The 16,237-nt window shown below is 72.4% G+C and carries 17 protein-coding genes; 13 read left to right on the forward strand and 4 right to left on the reverse strand.

Features of this window, described 5'->3' with window-relative positions:
* The first annotated feature begins 279 nt into the window (after positions 1-279).
* From FHS37_RS22325 to pstB, 11 genes are all read left to right on the forward strand, one after another.
* Positions 280-705 (forward strand): GntR family transcriptional regulator, encoded by a 426-nt coding sequence (locus tag FHS37_RS22325; RefSeq protein ID WP_184824009.1) that lies wholly within the window; start codon positions 280-282, stop codon positions 703-705.
* Positions 702-1,598 carry an ABC transporter ATP-binding protein gene (locus FHS37_RS22330; protein ID WP_184824011.1) on the forward strand — a complete coding sequence of 299 codons (897 nt, stop codon included), beginning with the start codon at positions 702-704 and terminating at the stop codon, positions 1,596-1,598. The genes FHS37_RS22325 and FHS37_RS22330 overlap by 4 nt, the downstream gene beginning before the upstream one ends.
* Positions 1,595-2,632: an ABC-2 membrane transporter-related protein gene (locus FHS37_RS22335; RefSeq protein WP_373304285.1), complete on the forward strand. Its 1,038-nt coding sequence runs from the start codon at positions 1,595-1,597 to the stop codon at positions 2,630-2,632. Before FHS37_RS22330 ends, FHS37_RS22335 begins: the two co-directional genes overlap by 4 nt.
* On the forward strand, positions 2,629-3,489 hold the full coding sequence (locus FHS37_RS22340) for an ABC-2 membrane transporter-related protein (protein ID WP_184824013.1): 861 nt from the start codon (positions 2,629-2,631) through the stop codon (positions 3,487-3,489). Before FHS37_RS22335 ends, FHS37_RS22340 begins: the two co-directional genes overlap by 4 nt.
* A 151-nt stretch (positions 3,490-3,640) precedes the next feature.
* Positions 3,641-6,019 carry an RNA degradosome polyphosphate kinase gene (locus FHS37_RS22345; protein WP_184824015.1) on the forward strand — a complete coding sequence of 793 codons (2,379 nt, stop codon included), beginning with the start codon at positions 3,641-3,643 and terminating at the stop codon, positions 6,017-6,019.
* Complete coding sequence (locus FHS37_RS22350; RefSeq protein ID WP_184824018.1) at positions 6,000-7,436, forward strand: CHAD domain-containing protein; 1,437 nt, start codon at positions 6,000-6,002, stop codon at positions 7,434-7,436. Before FHS37_RS22345 ends, FHS37_RS22350 begins: the two co-directional genes overlap by 20 nt.
* Positions 7,437-7,447: 11 nt before the next feature.
* Positions 7,448-7,936 carry an NUDIX hydrolase gene (locus tag FHS37_RS22355; RefSeq protein ID WP_184824019.1) on the forward strand — a complete coding sequence of 163 codons (489 nt, stop codon included), beginning with the start codon at positions 7,448-7,450 and terminating at the stop codon, positions 7,934-7,936.
* A 233-nt stretch (positions 7,937-8,169) separates the two neighbouring features.
* Complete coding sequence (gene pstS / locus FHS37_RS22360) at positions 8,170-9,297, forward strand: phosphate ABC transporter substrate-binding protein PstS (RefSeq protein WP_184824021.1); 1,128 nt, start codon at positions 8,170-8,172, stop codon at positions 9,295-9,297.
* Positions 9,298-9,436: 139 nt separating this feature from the next.
* Positions 9,437-10,441, forward strand: coding sequence for a phosphate ABC transporter permease subunit PstC (pstC, locus tag FHS37_RS22365; RefSeq protein ID WP_184824023.1), 1,005 nt, complete (start codon positions 9,437-9,439; stop codon positions 10,439-10,441).
* On the forward strand, positions 10,438-11,499 hold the full coding sequence (gene pstA / locus FHS37_RS22370; RefSeq protein WP_184824025.1) for a phosphate ABC transporter permease PstA: 1,062 nt from the start codon (positions 10,438-10,440) through the stop codon (positions 11,497-11,499). The genes pstC and pstA overlap by 4 nt, the downstream gene beginning before the upstream one ends.
* Before the next feature lie 57 nt (positions 11,500-11,556).
* Positions 11,557-12,333: a phosphate ABC transporter ATP-binding protein PstB gene (gene pstB, locus FHS37_RS22375; RefSeq protein WP_184824028.1), complete on the forward strand. Its 777-nt coding sequence runs from the start codon at positions 11,557-11,559 to the stop codon at positions 12,331-12,333.
* Positions 12,334-12,508: 175 nt separating this feature from the next.
* Here the strand turns inward: pstB and FHS37_RS22380 are convergent, their stop codons facing one another.
* Both FHS37_RS22380 and FHS37_RS22385 read right to left on the reverse strand, forming a co-directional pair.
* Positions 12,509-13,507 carry an inorganic phosphate transporter gene (locus FHS37_RS22380; protein ID WP_184824030.1) on the reverse strand — a complete coding sequence of 333 codons (999 nt, stop codon included), beginning with the start codon at positions 13,505-13,507 and terminating at the stop codon, positions 12,509-12,511.
* Between the two features lie 9 nt (positions 13,508-13,516).
* Positions 13,517-14,137, reverse strand: a complete 621-nt coding sequence (locus FHS37_RS22385) for a DUF47 domain-containing protein (RefSeq protein WP_184824033.1) — start codon at positions 14,135-14,137, stop codon at positions 13,517-13,519.
* A 239-nt stretch (positions 14,138-14,376) separates the two neighbouring features.
* On the opposite strand from FHS37_RS22385, the gene FHS37_RS22390 reads away from it, so the two are divergent.
* Entirely contained in the window at positions 14,377-14,808 is a 432-nt protein-coding gene (locus FHS37_RS22390) for a metal-sensitive transcriptional regulator (protein WP_184824035.1), read from the forward strand.
* A 16-nt stretch (positions 14,809-14,824) separates the two neighbouring features.
* On the opposite strand, the gene FHS37_RS22395 is transcribed toward FHS37_RS22390, so the two are convergent.
* Together FHS37_RS22395 and FHS37_RS22400 are read right to left on the reverse strand one after the other, a co-directional pair.
* Positions 14,825-15,007: a hypothetical protein gene (locus FHS37_RS22395; RefSeq protein WP_184824037.1), complete on the reverse strand. Its 183-nt coding sequence runs from the start codon at positions 15,005-15,007 to the stop codon at positions 14,825-14,827.
* 82 nt (positions 15,008-15,089) lie between these two features.
* Positions 15,090-15,947, reverse strand: coding sequence for an SCO4651 family lipoprotein (locus FHS37_RS22400; RefSeq protein WP_184824039.1), 858 nt, complete (start codon positions 15,945-15,947; stop codon positions 15,090-15,092).
* Between the two features lie 106 nt (positions 15,948-16,053).
* On the opposite strand from FHS37_RS22400, the gene FHS37_RS22405 reads away from it, so the two are divergent.
* On the forward strand, positions 16,054-16,215 hold the full coding sequence (locus tag FHS37_RS22405; RefSeq protein WP_184824132.1) for a hypothetical protein: 162 nt from the start codon (positions 16,054-16,056) through the stop codon (positions 16,213-16,215).
* Positions 16,216-16,237: the final 22 nt, after the last annotated feature.

Raw genomic sequence — 16,237 nt, forward strand, 5'->3', positions numbered from 1 at the left:
CCGTCCGGCACGCGCCGCACCTCGCGGCGGCGTCCGCGCCGGCCGTGCCCCGGCGTCCTCACGGTGGCGGGCGGTGCCGCGCCCCACCGCGAGGAACGTCTCCCGGACGACCTCGTCGACGGTCCCCGCGTCGGCGCGCAGCAGCTCCCCGCCGCTTCTCGTTCCGCTCACGCCCCTCGCCGGACGAGCCCGGCCGATCGGTCCGCACGGTCCCGGTTGACTTTCCGGACCCCTTCCACCACCCTTTCACTACTCAATTAGTGAAAGGGTGGTTGTCGAGTGGTCGACTACCGCATCGACCGGCACAGCGGCGTGGCCACCTACGTCCAGATCGTGCAGCAGACCAAACAGGCCCTGCGCCTGGGCGTGCTGGTGCCCGGCGACAAGCTGCCCACCGCCCGCGAGGTCGTCGAGGCCACCGCCGTCAACCCGAACACCGTGCTGAAGGCCTACCGCGAGCTGGAGCGCGAGGGCCTGGTGGAGGCCCGGCGCGGCCTCGGCACCTTCGTCCGGCGTTCCCTGGGCGCCGCCCCCGCCGACTCCCCGCTGCGCGCGGAGCTGGAGGACTGGGCGGCCCGGGCCCGGGAGTCCGGACTGGAGCGGGAGGACGTGGCCGCGCTCTTCACCGACGTACTCGAGAAGCACTTCCAGGCACCACAGTCACATCAGCCACACCAGGCACACCCTCAGGGAGACCCGTCATGACCGACCCGGCCATCGAGGCGACCGCGCTCGGCAAGCGCTTCGGCCGACGCGGGGCGTGGGCGCTGCGCGACTGCTCCTTCCGGCTGCCCGCCGGCCGCGTCTGCGCCGTCGTCGGCCCCAACGGCGCGGGCAAGTCCACGCTGCTCGCCCTGGCCGCCGGGCTGCTGGCCGCCACCGAGGGGTCGGTCGCCGTCCTCGGCACCGACCCGGCGTCGGCCCGTCCCCGCGTCGGCTTCGTCGACCAGGACAAGCCGCTGTACCCGCAGCTCACCGTCGCCGAGACGCTGCGCATGGGCGCCGACCTCAACCCCGGCCGCTGGGACGCGGACACCGCCGGGCGCGTCGTGGCCGGCGGCGACCTGGACCCGGGCAAGCGGATCCGGTCGCTCTCCGGCGGCCAGCGCACCCGGGTGGCGCTCGCCCTCGCCCTGGGCAAGCGGCCGGAACTGCTGCTCCTGGACGAGCCGATGGCCGACCTCGACCCGCTGGCCCGGCACGAGCTGATGGGCGTGCTGATGGGGCAGGCCGCCGGGCACGGCACGACGATCGTGATGTCCTCGCACGTCGTCGCCGAACTGGAGGACTCCTGCGACCACCTGCTGCTGATCGGCGGCGGCCGGATCCGCCTCGCGGGCGAGATCGACGACCTGCTGGCCGCCCACGCGCGCGTCTCCGCCCCGGCGGAGACGGACCTCGCCCCGCACGAGGTCGTCGAGTCCCGCACCACCGGCCGCCAGCTCAGCGCGCTGGTCCGCCCGGCCGGCCCGCTGCCCGGCGACTGGCGCACCGCCGCGCCCTCGTTGGAGGAGCTCGTCCTGTCCCACCTGCGCAACCCCGAGGCCCCCGCCCTCGCCCCGACCCCGGCGCACGACACCACGGAGGCCGCCGCGTGACCACCGCCCCGACCGCACCGGCCGGCCCGGTGACCACCACCGCCCGCCCCGACCGCCCCGCCCGTGCTCCCCGCCAGCTGCGCTGGCTGCTGCGGCTGCACCGCCCGGCCGTGCTCGCCTGGACGGCGTTCGTCCTGGTGGCGGGCGCGGCGCTGCTGTGGCTCGGCGGGCCGCTGACCGACGCCTCGGCGGCGGCCTGGAAGGACTACAACGCCTGCGCCTTCTCCGAGCGCTGCTCCTACGACCAGGACGCGATCGTCCGCTACAAGGACGTCTACACCTACACGACGTCCGCCGTACTGGTCGCGCCGTTCCTGGTCGCCGCGTGGGCGGGCGGCTCGCTGACCGGACGCGAGCTGGAGTCCGGCACCGCGAGGCTGGCCTGGACCCAGGGCGTCACCCCGGCCCGCTGGCTGGCCGGGCGGCTCGCCCTCCCGGCGGTGCTGGTCGCCGCCTCGACCGGTCTGCTGGTCTGGCTGCACCGCCTGGCCTGGACGGCGGGCGAAGGGCGCATCGACACCGCCAAGCCCTGGGACGACGCCGCCACCTTCTACGCCAACGGAACCGTCCCCGTGGCCCTCGCCCTGGCCGGGCTCTGCCTGGGCGCGCTGGAGGGGCTGCTGCTGCGCCGCTCCCTCGCCGCGCTCACCACCGCCGCGGTCGTCCTCGGCGGGCTGTGGGCGACCGTCCACACGGCCCTCCCGCACCTGTGGCCCACGGTCACCGTGGTCAGCAGCCTGCGCAACGGCCCCTCGGGCGCCGGCATCGCCGTCGGCGAGGGCGTCCTCACCTCCGGCGGCGACCGCCTGTCCGCCCCGTGCAGCAGCGGCATGATCCCGGGCTGCCGCACGGAGCTGGCCGACCTGGGCGCCACCGGCTTCTACCGCGACGTCCACCCGGTCGCGCACTACTGGCCGCTCCAGCTGACGGCCTCCGCCGTGCTGCTCGTCGTCGCCGCCCTGCTGGCCCTCACGGCCTTCCGCGTGCTGCGCCTGCGCACCGCCGGACCGGCCGGGAAGGGCGGCCCGGCGTGAGCACCACCGCACCCGTGCGGCTGCCCCGGACGGTGCTGCGGCTGCACCGCACGGCGCTGATCGTCTGGGGCGCGTTCGTCGCGGGCCTGACCGGCTGGCTGGTGTGGCTGAACGAGGTCACCGTGGACGCGGTGCGCGCGGCTCAGGCCCGCTGCTCGTCCACCTCGTGGGGCTGCATCGACGTCATCGAGTTCCTCGACTACAGCGAACCGACCGGATACGTCGGCGCCCTGACCTGCTACAGCTTCCTCGCCGTCGCCGCCTTCACCGGCGGCTCGCTGATCGGACGCGAGCTGGAGTCGGGCACCGCGAGGCTGGCCTGGACCCAGGGCGTCACCCCGGCCCGCTGGCTGGCGGCCAAGCTGGCCGTGCCCGCGCTGGTCCTCACCGCCGGCGGCACCGCCCTGGTCCTGGTGTTCCGCTGGGGCTGGGCGGCGAACCGGGACCTCATGGGCGACAACTGGGCCTTCGCCGACGTCTTCGTGGCCCGCGGCCCGGCGACGGTGGCGTACGCCCTGTGCGCCCTCGCGGTCGGTGCGCTCACCGCGCTCCTCCTGCGCCGCGCGCTGCCCGCCCTCGCCGTCTCCGTCGCCGCGATGTGGCTGCTCAACGCCGTCCTGGAGCGTCACCGCGCCCGGCTGTGGCCGGCCGAGACCCGGACCTCGCCGAAGCCGTTCGAGCTGCCGTACGACGTCTGGCGGCTCGAGTGGGGCCGCACCGGCACCGGTCACCGCGCGACGTACCACCCCGCGTCCCACTTCTGGCCCCTGCACCTCGTCGAGACCGGCATCGTCCTCGCCGTCGCCGCCCTCGCCACGGCCGCCGCCTTCGCGGTGCTGCGCCGCCGCACGGCCTGAACGGCGCGTCCGTACTCCCCTTCCACGAAGCGTTCGTACGTCCCTCCCCGGGGAGGGACGTACGGCCGCGCCTCCCGCGGGCCGCCGCCCGCTATCCGGGACGTCATGTCTCCGTAACCGCCGATTCAGACAGGCTTGCGACGCTCGGCCAATGCATCCCGCCGCGCCAGAGCCTTCGCCACCCCGACGGGGGAACGGGGAGAACGGGAACGCCTCAGGGCCACCACCGCTCCCACCCGCGTTCTCCGACGCGCCCGTGACGCTGCAGGCGCGGAAGAATGGGTCCATGAGCCAGCAGAATGCCCAGGCACCGGTACCGCAGGTACAGCACGCGCAGCCCTCCGTGGGCTCCCTAGCCGCCCACCGCCCGCACGCCGTGGCGGGAGTGGTCTCCGACCTGGACCCCGACCTCGACGCGGACCTCGACGGTTACGAGGAGTCCCTGGAGGACGGTCGCCCCCGGCTGCCGCAGGGCCGCTTCCTCGACCGGGAGCGCAGCTGGCTCGCGTTCAACGAGCGGGTCCTCGAGCTCGCCGAGGACCCCGACACCCCGCTGCTGGAGCGGGCGAACTTCCTGGCGATCTTCGCCAGCAACCTGGACGAGTTCTTCATGGTCCGGGTGGCCGGCCTGAAGCGCCGCATCGCCACCGGCGTCGCCACCCGCTCCGCCTCCGGCCTCCAGCCGCGCGAGGTGCTGGAGATGATCTGGGCCCGCTCCCGCGAGCTGATGGCCCGGCACGCCGCCTGCTACCACGAGGACGTCGCCCCGGCCCTCGCGGAGGAGGGCATCCACCTGGTCCGCTGGAACGAGCTGACGGAGAAGGAGCAGGCCCGCCTGTTCACCCTCTTCCGGCACCAGATCTTCCCGGTCCTCACGCCCCTCGCCGTCGACCCGGCGCACCCCTTCCCGTACATATCGGGCCTGTCGCTGAACCTGGCCGTCGTCGTGCGCAACCCGGTCACCGGCCACAAGCACTTCGCGCGGGTCAAGGTGCCGCCGCTGCTGTCCCGCTTCCTGGAGAGCTCCCCGGGCCGCTACGTCCCCCTCGAGGACGTCATCGCCGCCCACCTGGAGGAGCTGTTCCCGGGCATGGAGGTGCTGGAGCACCACGCCTTCCGGCTCACCCGCAACGAGGACCTCGAGGTCGAGGAGGACGACGCCGAGAACCTGCTCCAGGCGCTGGAGAAGGAGCTCATGCGGCGCCGCTTCGGGCCGCCGGTGCGGCTGGAGGTGGAGGAGTCCATCGACCGCGAGGTGCTGGACCTCCTGGTGCGCGAGCTGAAGATCAGCGAGGCCGAGGTGTACCCGCTGCCCGGCCCGCTCGACCTCACCGGCCTGTTCCGCATCCACCGCCTGGACCGGCCCGAGCTGAAGTACCCCGCGTTCATCGCCGGCACCCACCGCGACCTGGCGGAGGTCGAATCGGCCTCGGCCCCCGACATCTTCGCCGCGCTGCGCAGCCGGGACGTGCTCCTGCACCACCCGTACGACTCGTTCTCGACCTCGGTGCAGGCGTTCCTGGAGCAGGCCGCCGCCGACCCGGACGTCCTCGCCATCAAGCAGACGCTGTACCGGACGTCGGGCGACTCCCCGATCGTGGACGCGCTCATCGACGCCGCCGAGTCCGGCAAGCAGGTCCTCGTCCTGGTGGAGATCAAGGCCCGCTTCGACGAGCACGCCAACATCAAGTGGGCGCGCAAGCTGGAGGAGGCGGGCTGCCACGTCGTCTACGGCCTGGTCGGCCTGAAGACCCACTGCAAGCTGTCCCTGGTGGTCCGTCAGGAGGGCGAGACGCTGCGGCGCTACAGCCACGTCGGCACCGGCAACTACCACCCGAAGACGGCCCGCCTCTACGAGGACCTGGGTCTGCTCACCGCCGACCAGCAGGTCGGCGCGGACCTCTCCGACCTGTTCAACCGCCTCTCCGGCTATTCCCGCCGCGAGACCTACCGCCGGCTCCTGGTCGCCCCCAAGTCCCTGCGGGACGGCCTGGTCTCGCGGATCGACAAGGAGGCCCAGCACCACCGCGCCGGGCGTCCCGCCTACGTCCGGATCAAGGTCAACTCGATGGTCGACGAGGCCGTCATCGACGCCTGCTACCGGGCGTCGCAGGCGGGAGTCCCGGTCGACATCTGGGTGCGCGGCATCTGCGCGATCCGGCCGGGCGTGGCGGGCCTGTCGGAGAACGTCCGGGTCCGGTCCGTCCTCGGCCGCTTCCTCGAGCACTCGCGCGTCTTCGCCTTCGGCAACGGCGGCGAGCCCGAGGTGTGGATCGGCAGCGCGGACATGATGCACCGCAACCTCGACCGCCGGATAGAGGCGCTGGTCCGGGTCACCGACCCGGCCCACCGGGCGGCTCTCAACCGGCTGTTGGAGACCGGCATGTCCGACACCACCGCGTCCTGGCACCTCGGCCCGGACGGCGAGTGGACCCGGCACGCGACGGACGCGGACGGCCAGCCCCTGCGCAACGTCCAGGAGATGCTCATAGACGCCCGGAGGCGCCGGCGTGGCACAGCGACACCTTGACCCGACCGACCCGACGGCCGGTCCGGTACCGGCGGACGCCCTGGCCGGCTACCTGCGGGCCCAGGCGACCGAGTTCCTCCGCGCGCTGCGCCTCCACCGGGAGACCGGTGCGGGCGCGGCCGGTTCGGAGGGCTCCGTCGAAGCGGCCCGGGCGCTGCGCCGCGCGGCCCGCCGCATCAGCGCCAGCCTCCACACCTTCCAGCCGGTGCTGGACCCCGACTGGGCGGAGACGATGCGCCCCGAACTGGCCTGGGTCTCCGGCACGCTGGCCCTGGAACACGCGTACGCGTCCCGCCTGGAGCGGCTGCTGCTCGCCCTGCACCGCCTGTCGGGCGCCGCCACGGCCTTCCCGGGCCGGGGAACGGACGGCGGCACGACGCCGACGGCCCTGACGCCCGACACGGCACAGGCGGACACGCCCGGCACGAGACGAGCAGGTGCGGCCGGCACGGCGAGGGGCGGGGCCGACCGGGCCGCGAGCCCGGCGGCCGTCCCGGCCGCCGTGGTCGACCCGACGGCGGTCACGGCGCCGGGCGCCACCGGCCGCGTCACGCGGACGACGGGCGGAACGACCGGCGCGGCCGACGGCGCACCGGTCGCGGAGAGCACGGCCGCCCCCGCCGGCCGGCCGTCCGGCACCGGCGCGGCGGGGGGTGCCGGCCGTGCCGCGGCCACCGCGACGGTGACGGAAGCGGCCCGTGCGACGACGGGCCGGGGCGGTGGTGCGGTGGGCGCACCCCGCACCGCCGGCGGGTCGACGGCCGTGGCCACGACCGTCGACCGCGGCAACCTCACCGTGGGCGCCGCCAAGGCCGGTGCCCTGCTCGACCGGCAGCTGACGCTCGCCCGCACCCGGGCGCACTCCACCGCCCTCCAGGCCCTCGGGTCCTCCCGGTTCCACGCGGTCGCCGACAAGGTCGCCGTGCTCGCCAGCGAGGTCCCGCTGGCGCCGGCCGCGGCCGGTGCGGACCTCGGCCCCATGGCGACGGCCACGCACGAGCGCCTCGCCGACGCCGTCGCCGCGCTGCCCCTGCTCACCGCGGGCAGCCCGTACAACGCGGAGGCGCTGGTCCACGGGCTGTCCCCGGACCCCGCCCCGCACCCGCAGGACGCCCCCTGGCACCAGGTCCGCCTGCTGCTGCGCCTGCACCGCTACGCCCGCGAGGTCCTGCACGCCGGCGCCGGCGGGGAACCGCCCGTCGACGTGCACCTGCTCGCCGCCGGCGAGGCGCTCGACCGGCACCGCGACGCCTCCGAGGCCGCGGCGGCCGCGGCGCAGGCGGCGCGCACCCCGCGGATCGCCCCGGCCACGGCGTACGCGCTGGGCGTGCTCCACGCCGACCAGCGCCACGAGGTGGAGGCGGCGCGGTACGCGTTCCAGCGATCCTGGCAGAGGGACGTCGTCGGCACGTCGTAGGGAGGCCCCCGGTGAGTTCCCCGGAACCCGGAACCGGCCCCGGACCCGGACTCAGCTCCGGCTCCGGCTCCGGCTCCGCCAAGCACCGCACCCTCACCGTCCAGGCCGCCGGCTGCGTCCTGTGGCGCCGCTCCCCGGTGACCGGGGAGCTCCAGCTCTGCCTCGTCCACCGGCCGAAATACGACGACTGGTCCTGGCCCAAGGGCAAGCTCAAGCGCGGCGAGGACCCGCTGGCCGGCGCGTTGCGCGAGGTCGCCGAGGAGACGGGCCACACCGCCGCGCCGGCCGCCGAGCTCCCCTCGGCGCGCTACCTGGCGAACGGCCGCCCCAAGCGGGTCCGCTACTGGGCGGCCGAGGCCGTCTCCGGCGCGTTCGCCCCGACCGACGAGGTCGACCGCATCCTGTGGCTCCCCCCGGAGGCGGCCCGCGCCCGCCTCACCGCGCCCGGGGACGCCGATCTGGTGGACGCCCTGCTCGCCGCGCTGCGTCCGGCCGGATGAGTGTCCCGTTCCCGCCCGGTATCCACCCGTGTCCTCGACGTAAGCGTTCCGTTACCTCACCGCACCGTCCACAGGGGTTCACCCTTCGTTCATTTACGCCCATCGGCGCCGTCACCTGTTCTGCCTAATTTCGGCCTTACGCGATGCGGATCGCCCGAAAAGGTGGGGGGACCGCAGCACCCACACTTCGCACGCCGCCGAATTCAGGACGGCGGCTCCCGGAAGGAACTCAAGTGAAGCTTCAGCGCAAGAACCGGCGGGCCCTCGCTCTCGGTGCTCTCGCCGTCTCCGGCGCCCTGGCCCTCACGGCGTGCGGCTCCGACGACACCGGCAACTCCGACGGCGGCGACGCCTCCGCCGCCGCGCCGGCCGGCAACATCGACTGCGGCGACGCCAAGGGCCAGCTCCAGGCCTCCGGCTCCTCCGCGCAGAAGAACGCCATCGACGCCTGGGTCAAGCAGTACTCCGCGGCGTGCAAGGGCGTGCAGGTCAACTACAACCCGACCGGTTCGGGCGCCGGCATCACCGCGTTCCTCCAGGGCCAGACCGCGTTCGCCGGCTCGGACTCCGCGCTGGAGGCCGAGGAGATCGAGCAGTCCAAGAAGATCTGCAAGGACGGCCAGGGCATCGACCTGCCCATGGTCGGCGGCCCGATCGCCGTCGGTTACAACGTCCCGGGCGTCGACAACCTCGTCCTGGACGCGTCGACCCTCGCGAAGATCTTCGACAGCAAGATCACCAACTGGAACGACGAGGCGATCGCCAAGCTCAACCCCGACGCCGAGCTTCCCGACCTGAAGATCCAGGCCTTCCACCGCTCGGACGAGTCCGGCACCACCGACAACTTCACCACGTACCTGAAGGAAGCCGCGCCCAAGGACTGGGCGTACGAGCCGAGCAAGGCGTGGGAGGCCAAGGGCGGCCAGTCCGCGCAGGGCTCCTCCGGTGTCGCCCAGCAGGTGAAGCAGACCTCCGGCGCGATCTCCTACATGGAGCTGTCCTACGCCAAGGACGGCATGAACACGGTCTCCATCAAGACCGAGGCCGCCGAGCCGGTCGCGGCCACCATCGAGAACGCCACCGCCGCCATCGGCGCCGCCAAGGTCGTCGGGACCGGCAAGGACCTCGCGCTGGAGCTGGACTACACCCCGTCCGCCGCGGGCGCCTACCCGATCGTCCTGGTGACGTACGAGATCGTGTGCGACAAGGGCAACAAGGCCGAGAGCCTGCCCGCCACCAAGTCCTTCCTGAACTACATGGCCTCCGAGGACGGCCAGGCCCTGCTGGCCGACGCGGGCTACGCCCCGATGCCCGAGGAGATCATCACCAAGGTCCGCGAGACCATCTCGGGCCTGAGCTGATCCGAGTGTGCGGTCCGGTCCCCGGCGAGGGGACCGGACCGCACCGTCCGGTGCACCGCCGCCAGGAGCCCCCGCCCCGCGGGCGGCTCCGCCCGAGCCGCCGTCGCGCACGACGCGGCTCCGCAGACCGGAGAACCCGATGGACATAACCACACAGACCACCAAAGTCCCCCAGACACCCCAGCCGTCCCTGACCGACGGCAAGCCCACCCCGCGCGGCGCCACCCGCCCCGGTGACCGGATCTTCCTCGGGCTCTCCCGCGGATCCGGCATCCTGGTCCTGGTGATCATGGCCGCCATCGCGGCCTTCCTGACCTACCGCGCCGCCCTCGCGCTCGGCGAGAACGAGGCGAACTTCTTCACCTCCCTCGAGTGGAACCCCAGCGGCATCCCGCCGAAGTTCGGCATCGCGGTCCTGGCCTTCGGCACCATCGTGTCCTCGGTCATCGCGATGGTCATCGCGGTCCCGATCTCGGTCGGCATCGCCCTCTTCATCACCCACTACGCCCCGCGCAAGCTGGGCGGCGCCATCGCGTACGTCATCGACCTGCTCGCCGCCGTGCCGTCCATCGTCTACGGCCTGTGGGGCGCGCTCGTCCTCGTCCCGCACCTGGAGGGCCTCTACGGCTGGCTGGACGACTACCTCGGCTGGACCGGCGTCTTCGAGTGGAACGGCGGCGCCCCGCGCTCGCTGTTCACCATCGGCATCCTGCTCGCGATCATGATCCTGCCGATCATCACCAACGTGAGCCGCGAGGTCTTCCGCCAGGTCCCGCGGATGCACGAGGAGGCGGCCCTGGCCCTCGGCGCCACGCGCTGGGAGGTCATCCGCATGTCGGTGCTGCCCTTCGGCCGCTCCGGCGTCATCTCCGCCTCGATGCTCGGCCTCGGCCGCGCGCTCGGCGAGACGATGGCCGTGGCCATGGTGCTCTCCTCGAGCTTCGACATCAACGCCAGCCTGCTCGACACGGGCGGCGGCACCTTCGCCCAGAACATCGCCAGCAAGTTCAACGAGGCCACGGTGATCGGCCGGGACGCCCTGATCGCCTCCGGCCTCGTCCTGTTCGTCATCACGCTGCTGGTCAACGGCGCGGCCCGGCTGATCATCGCCCGCCGCAAGGAGTACTCGGGGGCCAACGCATGAGCCACGCAACCCTCTCCCCCCGGCGCAGCTCCCTGCGCGGTGCGACCCTGCCCAAGTGGTTCGCCTGGGCGGTCGCCGCGGGCTCGGTCGCGGCGGGCCTCGGCATCAGCGCCGCGGCCGGCCTGGAGAGCAGCATCCAGTGGGCGCTGATCGCCGCGGTGCTGTTCGTCCTCGGCTCCTACGCCGTCTCCGCCAAGGTCGAGGGCCGCCGCCAGGCCAAGGACCGCACCGCGACCAGCCTGGTGTGGGTCGCCTTCCTCCTGGCCGTCGTCCCGCTCGCCTCCCTCATGTGGGAGACCGTCAAGCGCGGCGTCAAGGTCCTCGACGGCTACTTCCTCACCCACTCCATGGGCGTGGTCGCCGACACCGAGCCCGGCGGCGGCATCTACCACGCCATCCTCGGCACGCTGGAGCAGGTCGGCCTCGCCACCGTGATCTCCGTGCCGGTCGGCGTGCTCACCGCGATCTACCTCGTCGAGTACGGGCGCGGCAGGCTCGCCAAGGCCGTCACCTTCTTCGTCGACGTCATGACGGGCATCCCGTCCATCGTCGCGGGCCTGTTCATCCTCAGCGTCTGGGTCCTGATGCTGGACATGGGTCCCTCCGGCTTCGCCGGCTCGATGGCCCTGTCCATCCTGATGATCCCGGTGGTCGTCCGCTCCACCGAGGAGATGCTCAAGCTCGTCCCGAACGAGCTGCGCGAGGCGTCGCTGGCGCTGGGCGTGCCGAAGTGGCGCACCATCCTCAAGGTGGTCCTGCCCACGTCGATCGGCGGCATCACCACCGGCGTGATGCTCGCGATCGCCCGCATCACCGGCGAGACCGCCCCCGTGCTGCTGCTGGTGTGGGTCACGAACTTCATCAACGCCAACCCGTTCCAGGACCCGCAGGCGTCGCTGCCGATGTACATCTACCTGCAGTACCAGAACAGCGGCGGGTACGGCGCGGCCTACGACCGCGCCTGGGCGGCGGCCCTGACGCTCATCGCGTTCATCATGATCCTCAACATGGTGGCCCGCGGCATCGCCCGCTGGAAGGCCCCGAAGACCGGTCGCTGACGCGCGGCCAGAGCGAACCCAGTCAGCGACTCGGACTCGAAAGAAGCAGTGATTCCCATGGCCAAGCGCATCGATGTCAGCGGCCTCAACGCCTACTACGGCTCCTTCCTGGCCATCGAGGACATCTCGATGACCGTCGAACCCCGTTCCGTGACGGCCTTCATCGGCCCCTCCGGCTGCGGCAAGTCCACCTTCCTGCGCACGCTCAACCGCATGCACGAGGTGACGCCGGGCGGCCGGGTCGAGGGCAAGGTCATGCTCGACGACGAGAACCTGTACGGCGCCGGCATCGACCCGGTGTCCGTGCGGCGCGAGGTCGGCATGGTCTTCCAGCGCCCGAACCCGTTCCCCACCATGTCGGTCTACGACAACGTGGCGGCGGGCCTGCGCCTGAACGGCAAGTACAAGAAGTCCGAGCTGGACGACATCGTCGAGAAGTCCCTCAGGGGCGCCAACCTCTGGAACGAGGTCAAGGACCGCCTGAACAAGCCCGGCTCGGGCCTCTCCGGCGGTCAGCAGCAGCGTCTGTGCATCGCGCGGGCGATCGCCGTCGAGCCGAACGTCCTCCTCATGGACGAGCCCTGCTCCGCCCTGGACCCGATCTCCACCCTCGCCATCGAGGACCTGATCGGCGAGCTGAAGGAGCGCTTCACGATCGTCATCGTGACGCACAACATGCAGCAGGCGGCCCGCGTCTCCGACCGCACGGCGTTCTTCAACCTGGCGGCGGTCGGCCAGCCCGGCAAGCTGATCGAGATCGACGACACGGAGCGCATCTTCTCCAACCCGTCGGTCCAGGCCACGGAGGACTACATCTCCGGCCGCTTCGGCTGATCCGAACCCCTCGCGGTGCTGCATGGCGGTGCCACCGCGAGGACGAAAAGGGCCCGCCCCCGGCTCCCGGGGGCGGGCCTTTCGTCGTACCGCTCCTGCGCGCCGCCCGCCCGGCCGGGTCGGGCGGTGGGTGGGCACGGGCCTGCGGCCCGGCGGACGGGGCCCCGGGCGGCGTCTAGAGGAACGCCAGCTTCACCAGCCCGAACGACACCGCGGCCACCGCCGCCGCCGCCGGCATGGTGATGAACCACCCGAGGACGATGTTCTTGGCCACCCCCCACCGCACCGCGTTGACCCGCTTCGTCGCCCCCACACCCATGATCGCGGACGTGATCACGTGCGTCGTCGAGATCGGCGCGTGGAACAGGAACGCCGACCCGAACATGATCGTCGCGCCGGTCGTCTCCGCCGCGAACCCCTGCGGCGGGTCCAGCTCGATGATCTTCCGGCCCAGCGTCCGCATGATGCGCCAGCCGCCCGCGTACGTACCCGCCGACAGCATCACCGCACAGGCGATCTTCACCCACACCGGGATCGGGTCGCCGTAGTCCTCGACGTCGGCGATGACCAGAGCCATCACCACGATGCCCATCGTCTTCTGCGCGTCCTGCAGACCGTGTCCCAGCGCCATGCCCGCCGCGGACACCGTCTGCGCGATGCGGAAGCCCCGCTTGGCCTTGTGCGGATTGGTCCGCCGGAAGATCCACAGGATCGCCGTCATCACCAGGTAACCGGCGAGCAGACCCACCACCGGCGACACGAACATCGGGATGACGATCTTCTCCAGCACCCCGTCCCAGTACACGGTCGTGCCGCCGGCCAGCGCGGCGCCCACCATGCCGCCGAACAGGGCGTGCGAGGACGAGGACGGCAGCCCGAAGTACCAGGTGATCAGGTTCCAGACGATCGCGCCCACCAGCGCGGCGAAGAGGATCCCCATCCCCGTCGAGCCCTCGGGCGTCTGGATCAGCCCCTCACTGACCGTCTTGGCGACCCCGGACCCCAGGAACGCGCCGGCCAGGTTCATGACGGCCGCCATCGCGAGCGCGGCCCGCGGGGTGAGCGCCCTCGTCGAGACCGAGGTGGCGATCGCGTTCGCCGAGTCGTGGAAGCCGTTGGTGTACGTGAAGAAGAGCGCGACCCCGATGGTCACGACCAGAGCGAAGGTGTCCATGGCCGGGCCTCAGGACTCCTTGACCGCGATGGTCTCCACCGTGTTCGCCACGTGCTCGAAGGCGTCGGCCGCCTCCTCCAGCACGTCCACGATCTGCTTCAGCTTCAGCACCTCGATCGCGTCGTACTTGCCGTTGAAGAGGTGGGCCAGCAGCTTGCGGTGGATCTGGTCGGCCTGGTTCTCCAGGCGGTTGACCTCGATCCAGTATTCGGTGAGGCTGTCCATCGTGCGCAGGTGCGGCATGGCCTCCGCGGTCAGCTCCGCGGCCCGCGCCAGCACCTCGATCTGCTGCTCGACGCCCCTGGGCAGTTCCTCGATGTTGTAGAGGACGACCAGGTCGACGGCCTCCTCCATGAAGTCCATGATGTCGTCGAGGGACGACGCGAGGGAGTAGATGTCCTCGCGGTCGAAGGGCGTGATGAAGGAGGAGTTCAGCTGGTGGAAGATCGCATGCGTGGCGTCGTCACCTGCGTGTTCCGCGGCCCGCATACGCTCTGCGATCTCGGCCCGGGCGGAAGTGTCCGCCCCGAGCAGTTCCATCAGGAGTTTCGAGCCCGTGACGATGTTGTCCGCGGAGGCGGCGAACATGTCGTAGAAGCTCGTCTCCCTGGGGGTCAGACGAAAGCGCACGTGGGGTCCTCGATATGCATCGGTTTCGGTCAGGCTGATGCTAGGCGCATCATCCGGCCACGACGAACGGGCCGTCCCCCAGTGTCGCCCATCAGGCAGAGTGACGAGCACGAGGGCGGTCAGCGGGCCGTATCCGGCCGCAGCGCACGACAGTGGCCAAGGGGCGTATACCCAGCAAAGTTCGGTAGCATATACCCACCAGGGGTATATGGCGCGCATCAGGACACCAGGAGGACGCGATGACGACCACCGAGACCGGCGCGAACGCGCCCTCCTCCCAGGACGCGACGGGCGTGGCCGGGGTGACCGGCGTGACGCACGCGACCGGCACGACCGGCGTGCCCGGGGTGACGGACGGGACGGACGTCGTCACCGACCACGACCGCGGGATCCACGGCTACCACCACCAGAAGCAGGACCACGTCAAGCGCCTGCGCCGCATCGAGGGCCAGATCCGCGGCCTGCAGCGGATGGTCGACGAGGACGTCTACTGCATCGACATACTCACCCAGGTGTCCGCCTCCACCAAGGCGCTGCAGTCCTTCGCGCTGCAGCTGCTGGAGGAGCATCTGCGCCACTGCGTCGCGGACGCGGCCGTCAAGGGCGGCGACGAGATCGACGCGAAGGTCAAGGAGGCGACGCAGGCCATCGCCCGCATGATGCGGACGTGACGCGGGCCTGAGCGGCCTACTCCTCCGGGAGGGCCTGCGCCCTGGCCTCGGCCACCCGCAGCACCTCGTCGATGCTCTCCAGGCTGAGCCGTTCCTCGGCGGCGGAGGCGGCGATGATCAGCTCTCCGCAGAGTTCGATCTCGGCGAGCGCCACGTGGTCCTGCACCGTCCCGCCCCCGAGCGGAGCCACGCGCCTCACCTCGTCCCTGCCGTCACCGGCTTCCTAGAGTAGGGAGCGGCCTACGCACCGCGCATGGCACGGAAGGGCTAGTTCAGGCCGGTCACTCCCCGGCCCGCCCCTCGGCGATCCGGCCCGCGTAGATGTCCTCCTCCTCGGGAAGCCGCACGTCGGCCGGGGCCCCGAAGTCGTACAGCAGCGTGGTCGAGGCGACCGCGACGGGCTTGCCCCGCTCCCCGTTGACGAAACTGAACCGGTGCCGGACCTTGCGGATCCGGCCCTGGTCGTCGAGGTAGGCGTCGAACGGCACCTCGGTCGCGGCGAACCCTTTCGCCGCCGCGGCCAGCGGACCGCGGTTCGCGTCCGAGGCGTCCCGCGCGGCCTCCGCCAGGTCCGCCGTCCCCCGGTAGTGCCGCACCGGTGCCCCCGCGACCTCGGTCCGCCCCACGAACGTCGCCTCGCGCGTCCCGCGCAGCACCTCGGCGGCGGCGAACGGATCGGTGGCCCCGCCGGTGACGAGGTTCCCGTCGGACAGCGTCCCGGTGTCCACGCGCACCCACTTGTCGGCGGGCACCCCCGCCCCCCGGTTCTTCATGAACAGCGCCCCGGGGGCGAGCAGTTCGATGATGGGCCGCCGCTCCGCGTCCCCCGCCGGATCCTGCGGCAGCAGCACCTTCAGCCGCCCCAGCCGCTTGCGGTAGTCGTACACGCCCTTGCCCCGGATGGTCACCCGGGTCCCGCCGGTGGCCATCTCCAGGGAGGTGCGCGCCTTGGAACTCCCGGCGTCCACCAGCGCGTCGGCCGCCCCGTGCAGCACCTCGACCGGATCGCCGGCCGGAGCGTCCCCGGTCACGGCGTTGCTCCGCGCGCAGCCCACGGCCCCCAGACAGAGGCAGCCCACGACCCCGGCCGCAACCACCGCGCCGCTCGTCCGCCGGTACCGCTGCTGTCGTCGAGCCATCGCCCGCCTACCCCCGTTCCGTCCGACACGGGTCGCTTGTCGTTCCGGTTAACGACCGGTAGGAGACCCCGTCACGCCGCCGCGCCGGGGCGCTACGGTGGTCGGCGTGGCGCACCAGGACGACGAGGCGGACCCCGGACCGCACAGCACGACCACCACCGAACAGGGCCCCTTCTGCGTGGCCCGCTGCACCTGCGGCTGGCGCGGCCCGGCCAGGAGGGCCAGGAGCCAGGCCCGCACGGACGCCGAGAACCACACGGCCGAGTGACCCACGCCCTCCGGGGGCCGCG

The organism is Streptomyces griseomycini, assembly GCF_014203535.1.
GTDB classification, from domain to species: domain Bacteria; phylum Actinomycetota; class Actinomycetes; order Streptomycetales; family Streptomycetaceae; genus Streptomyces; species Streptomyces griseomycini.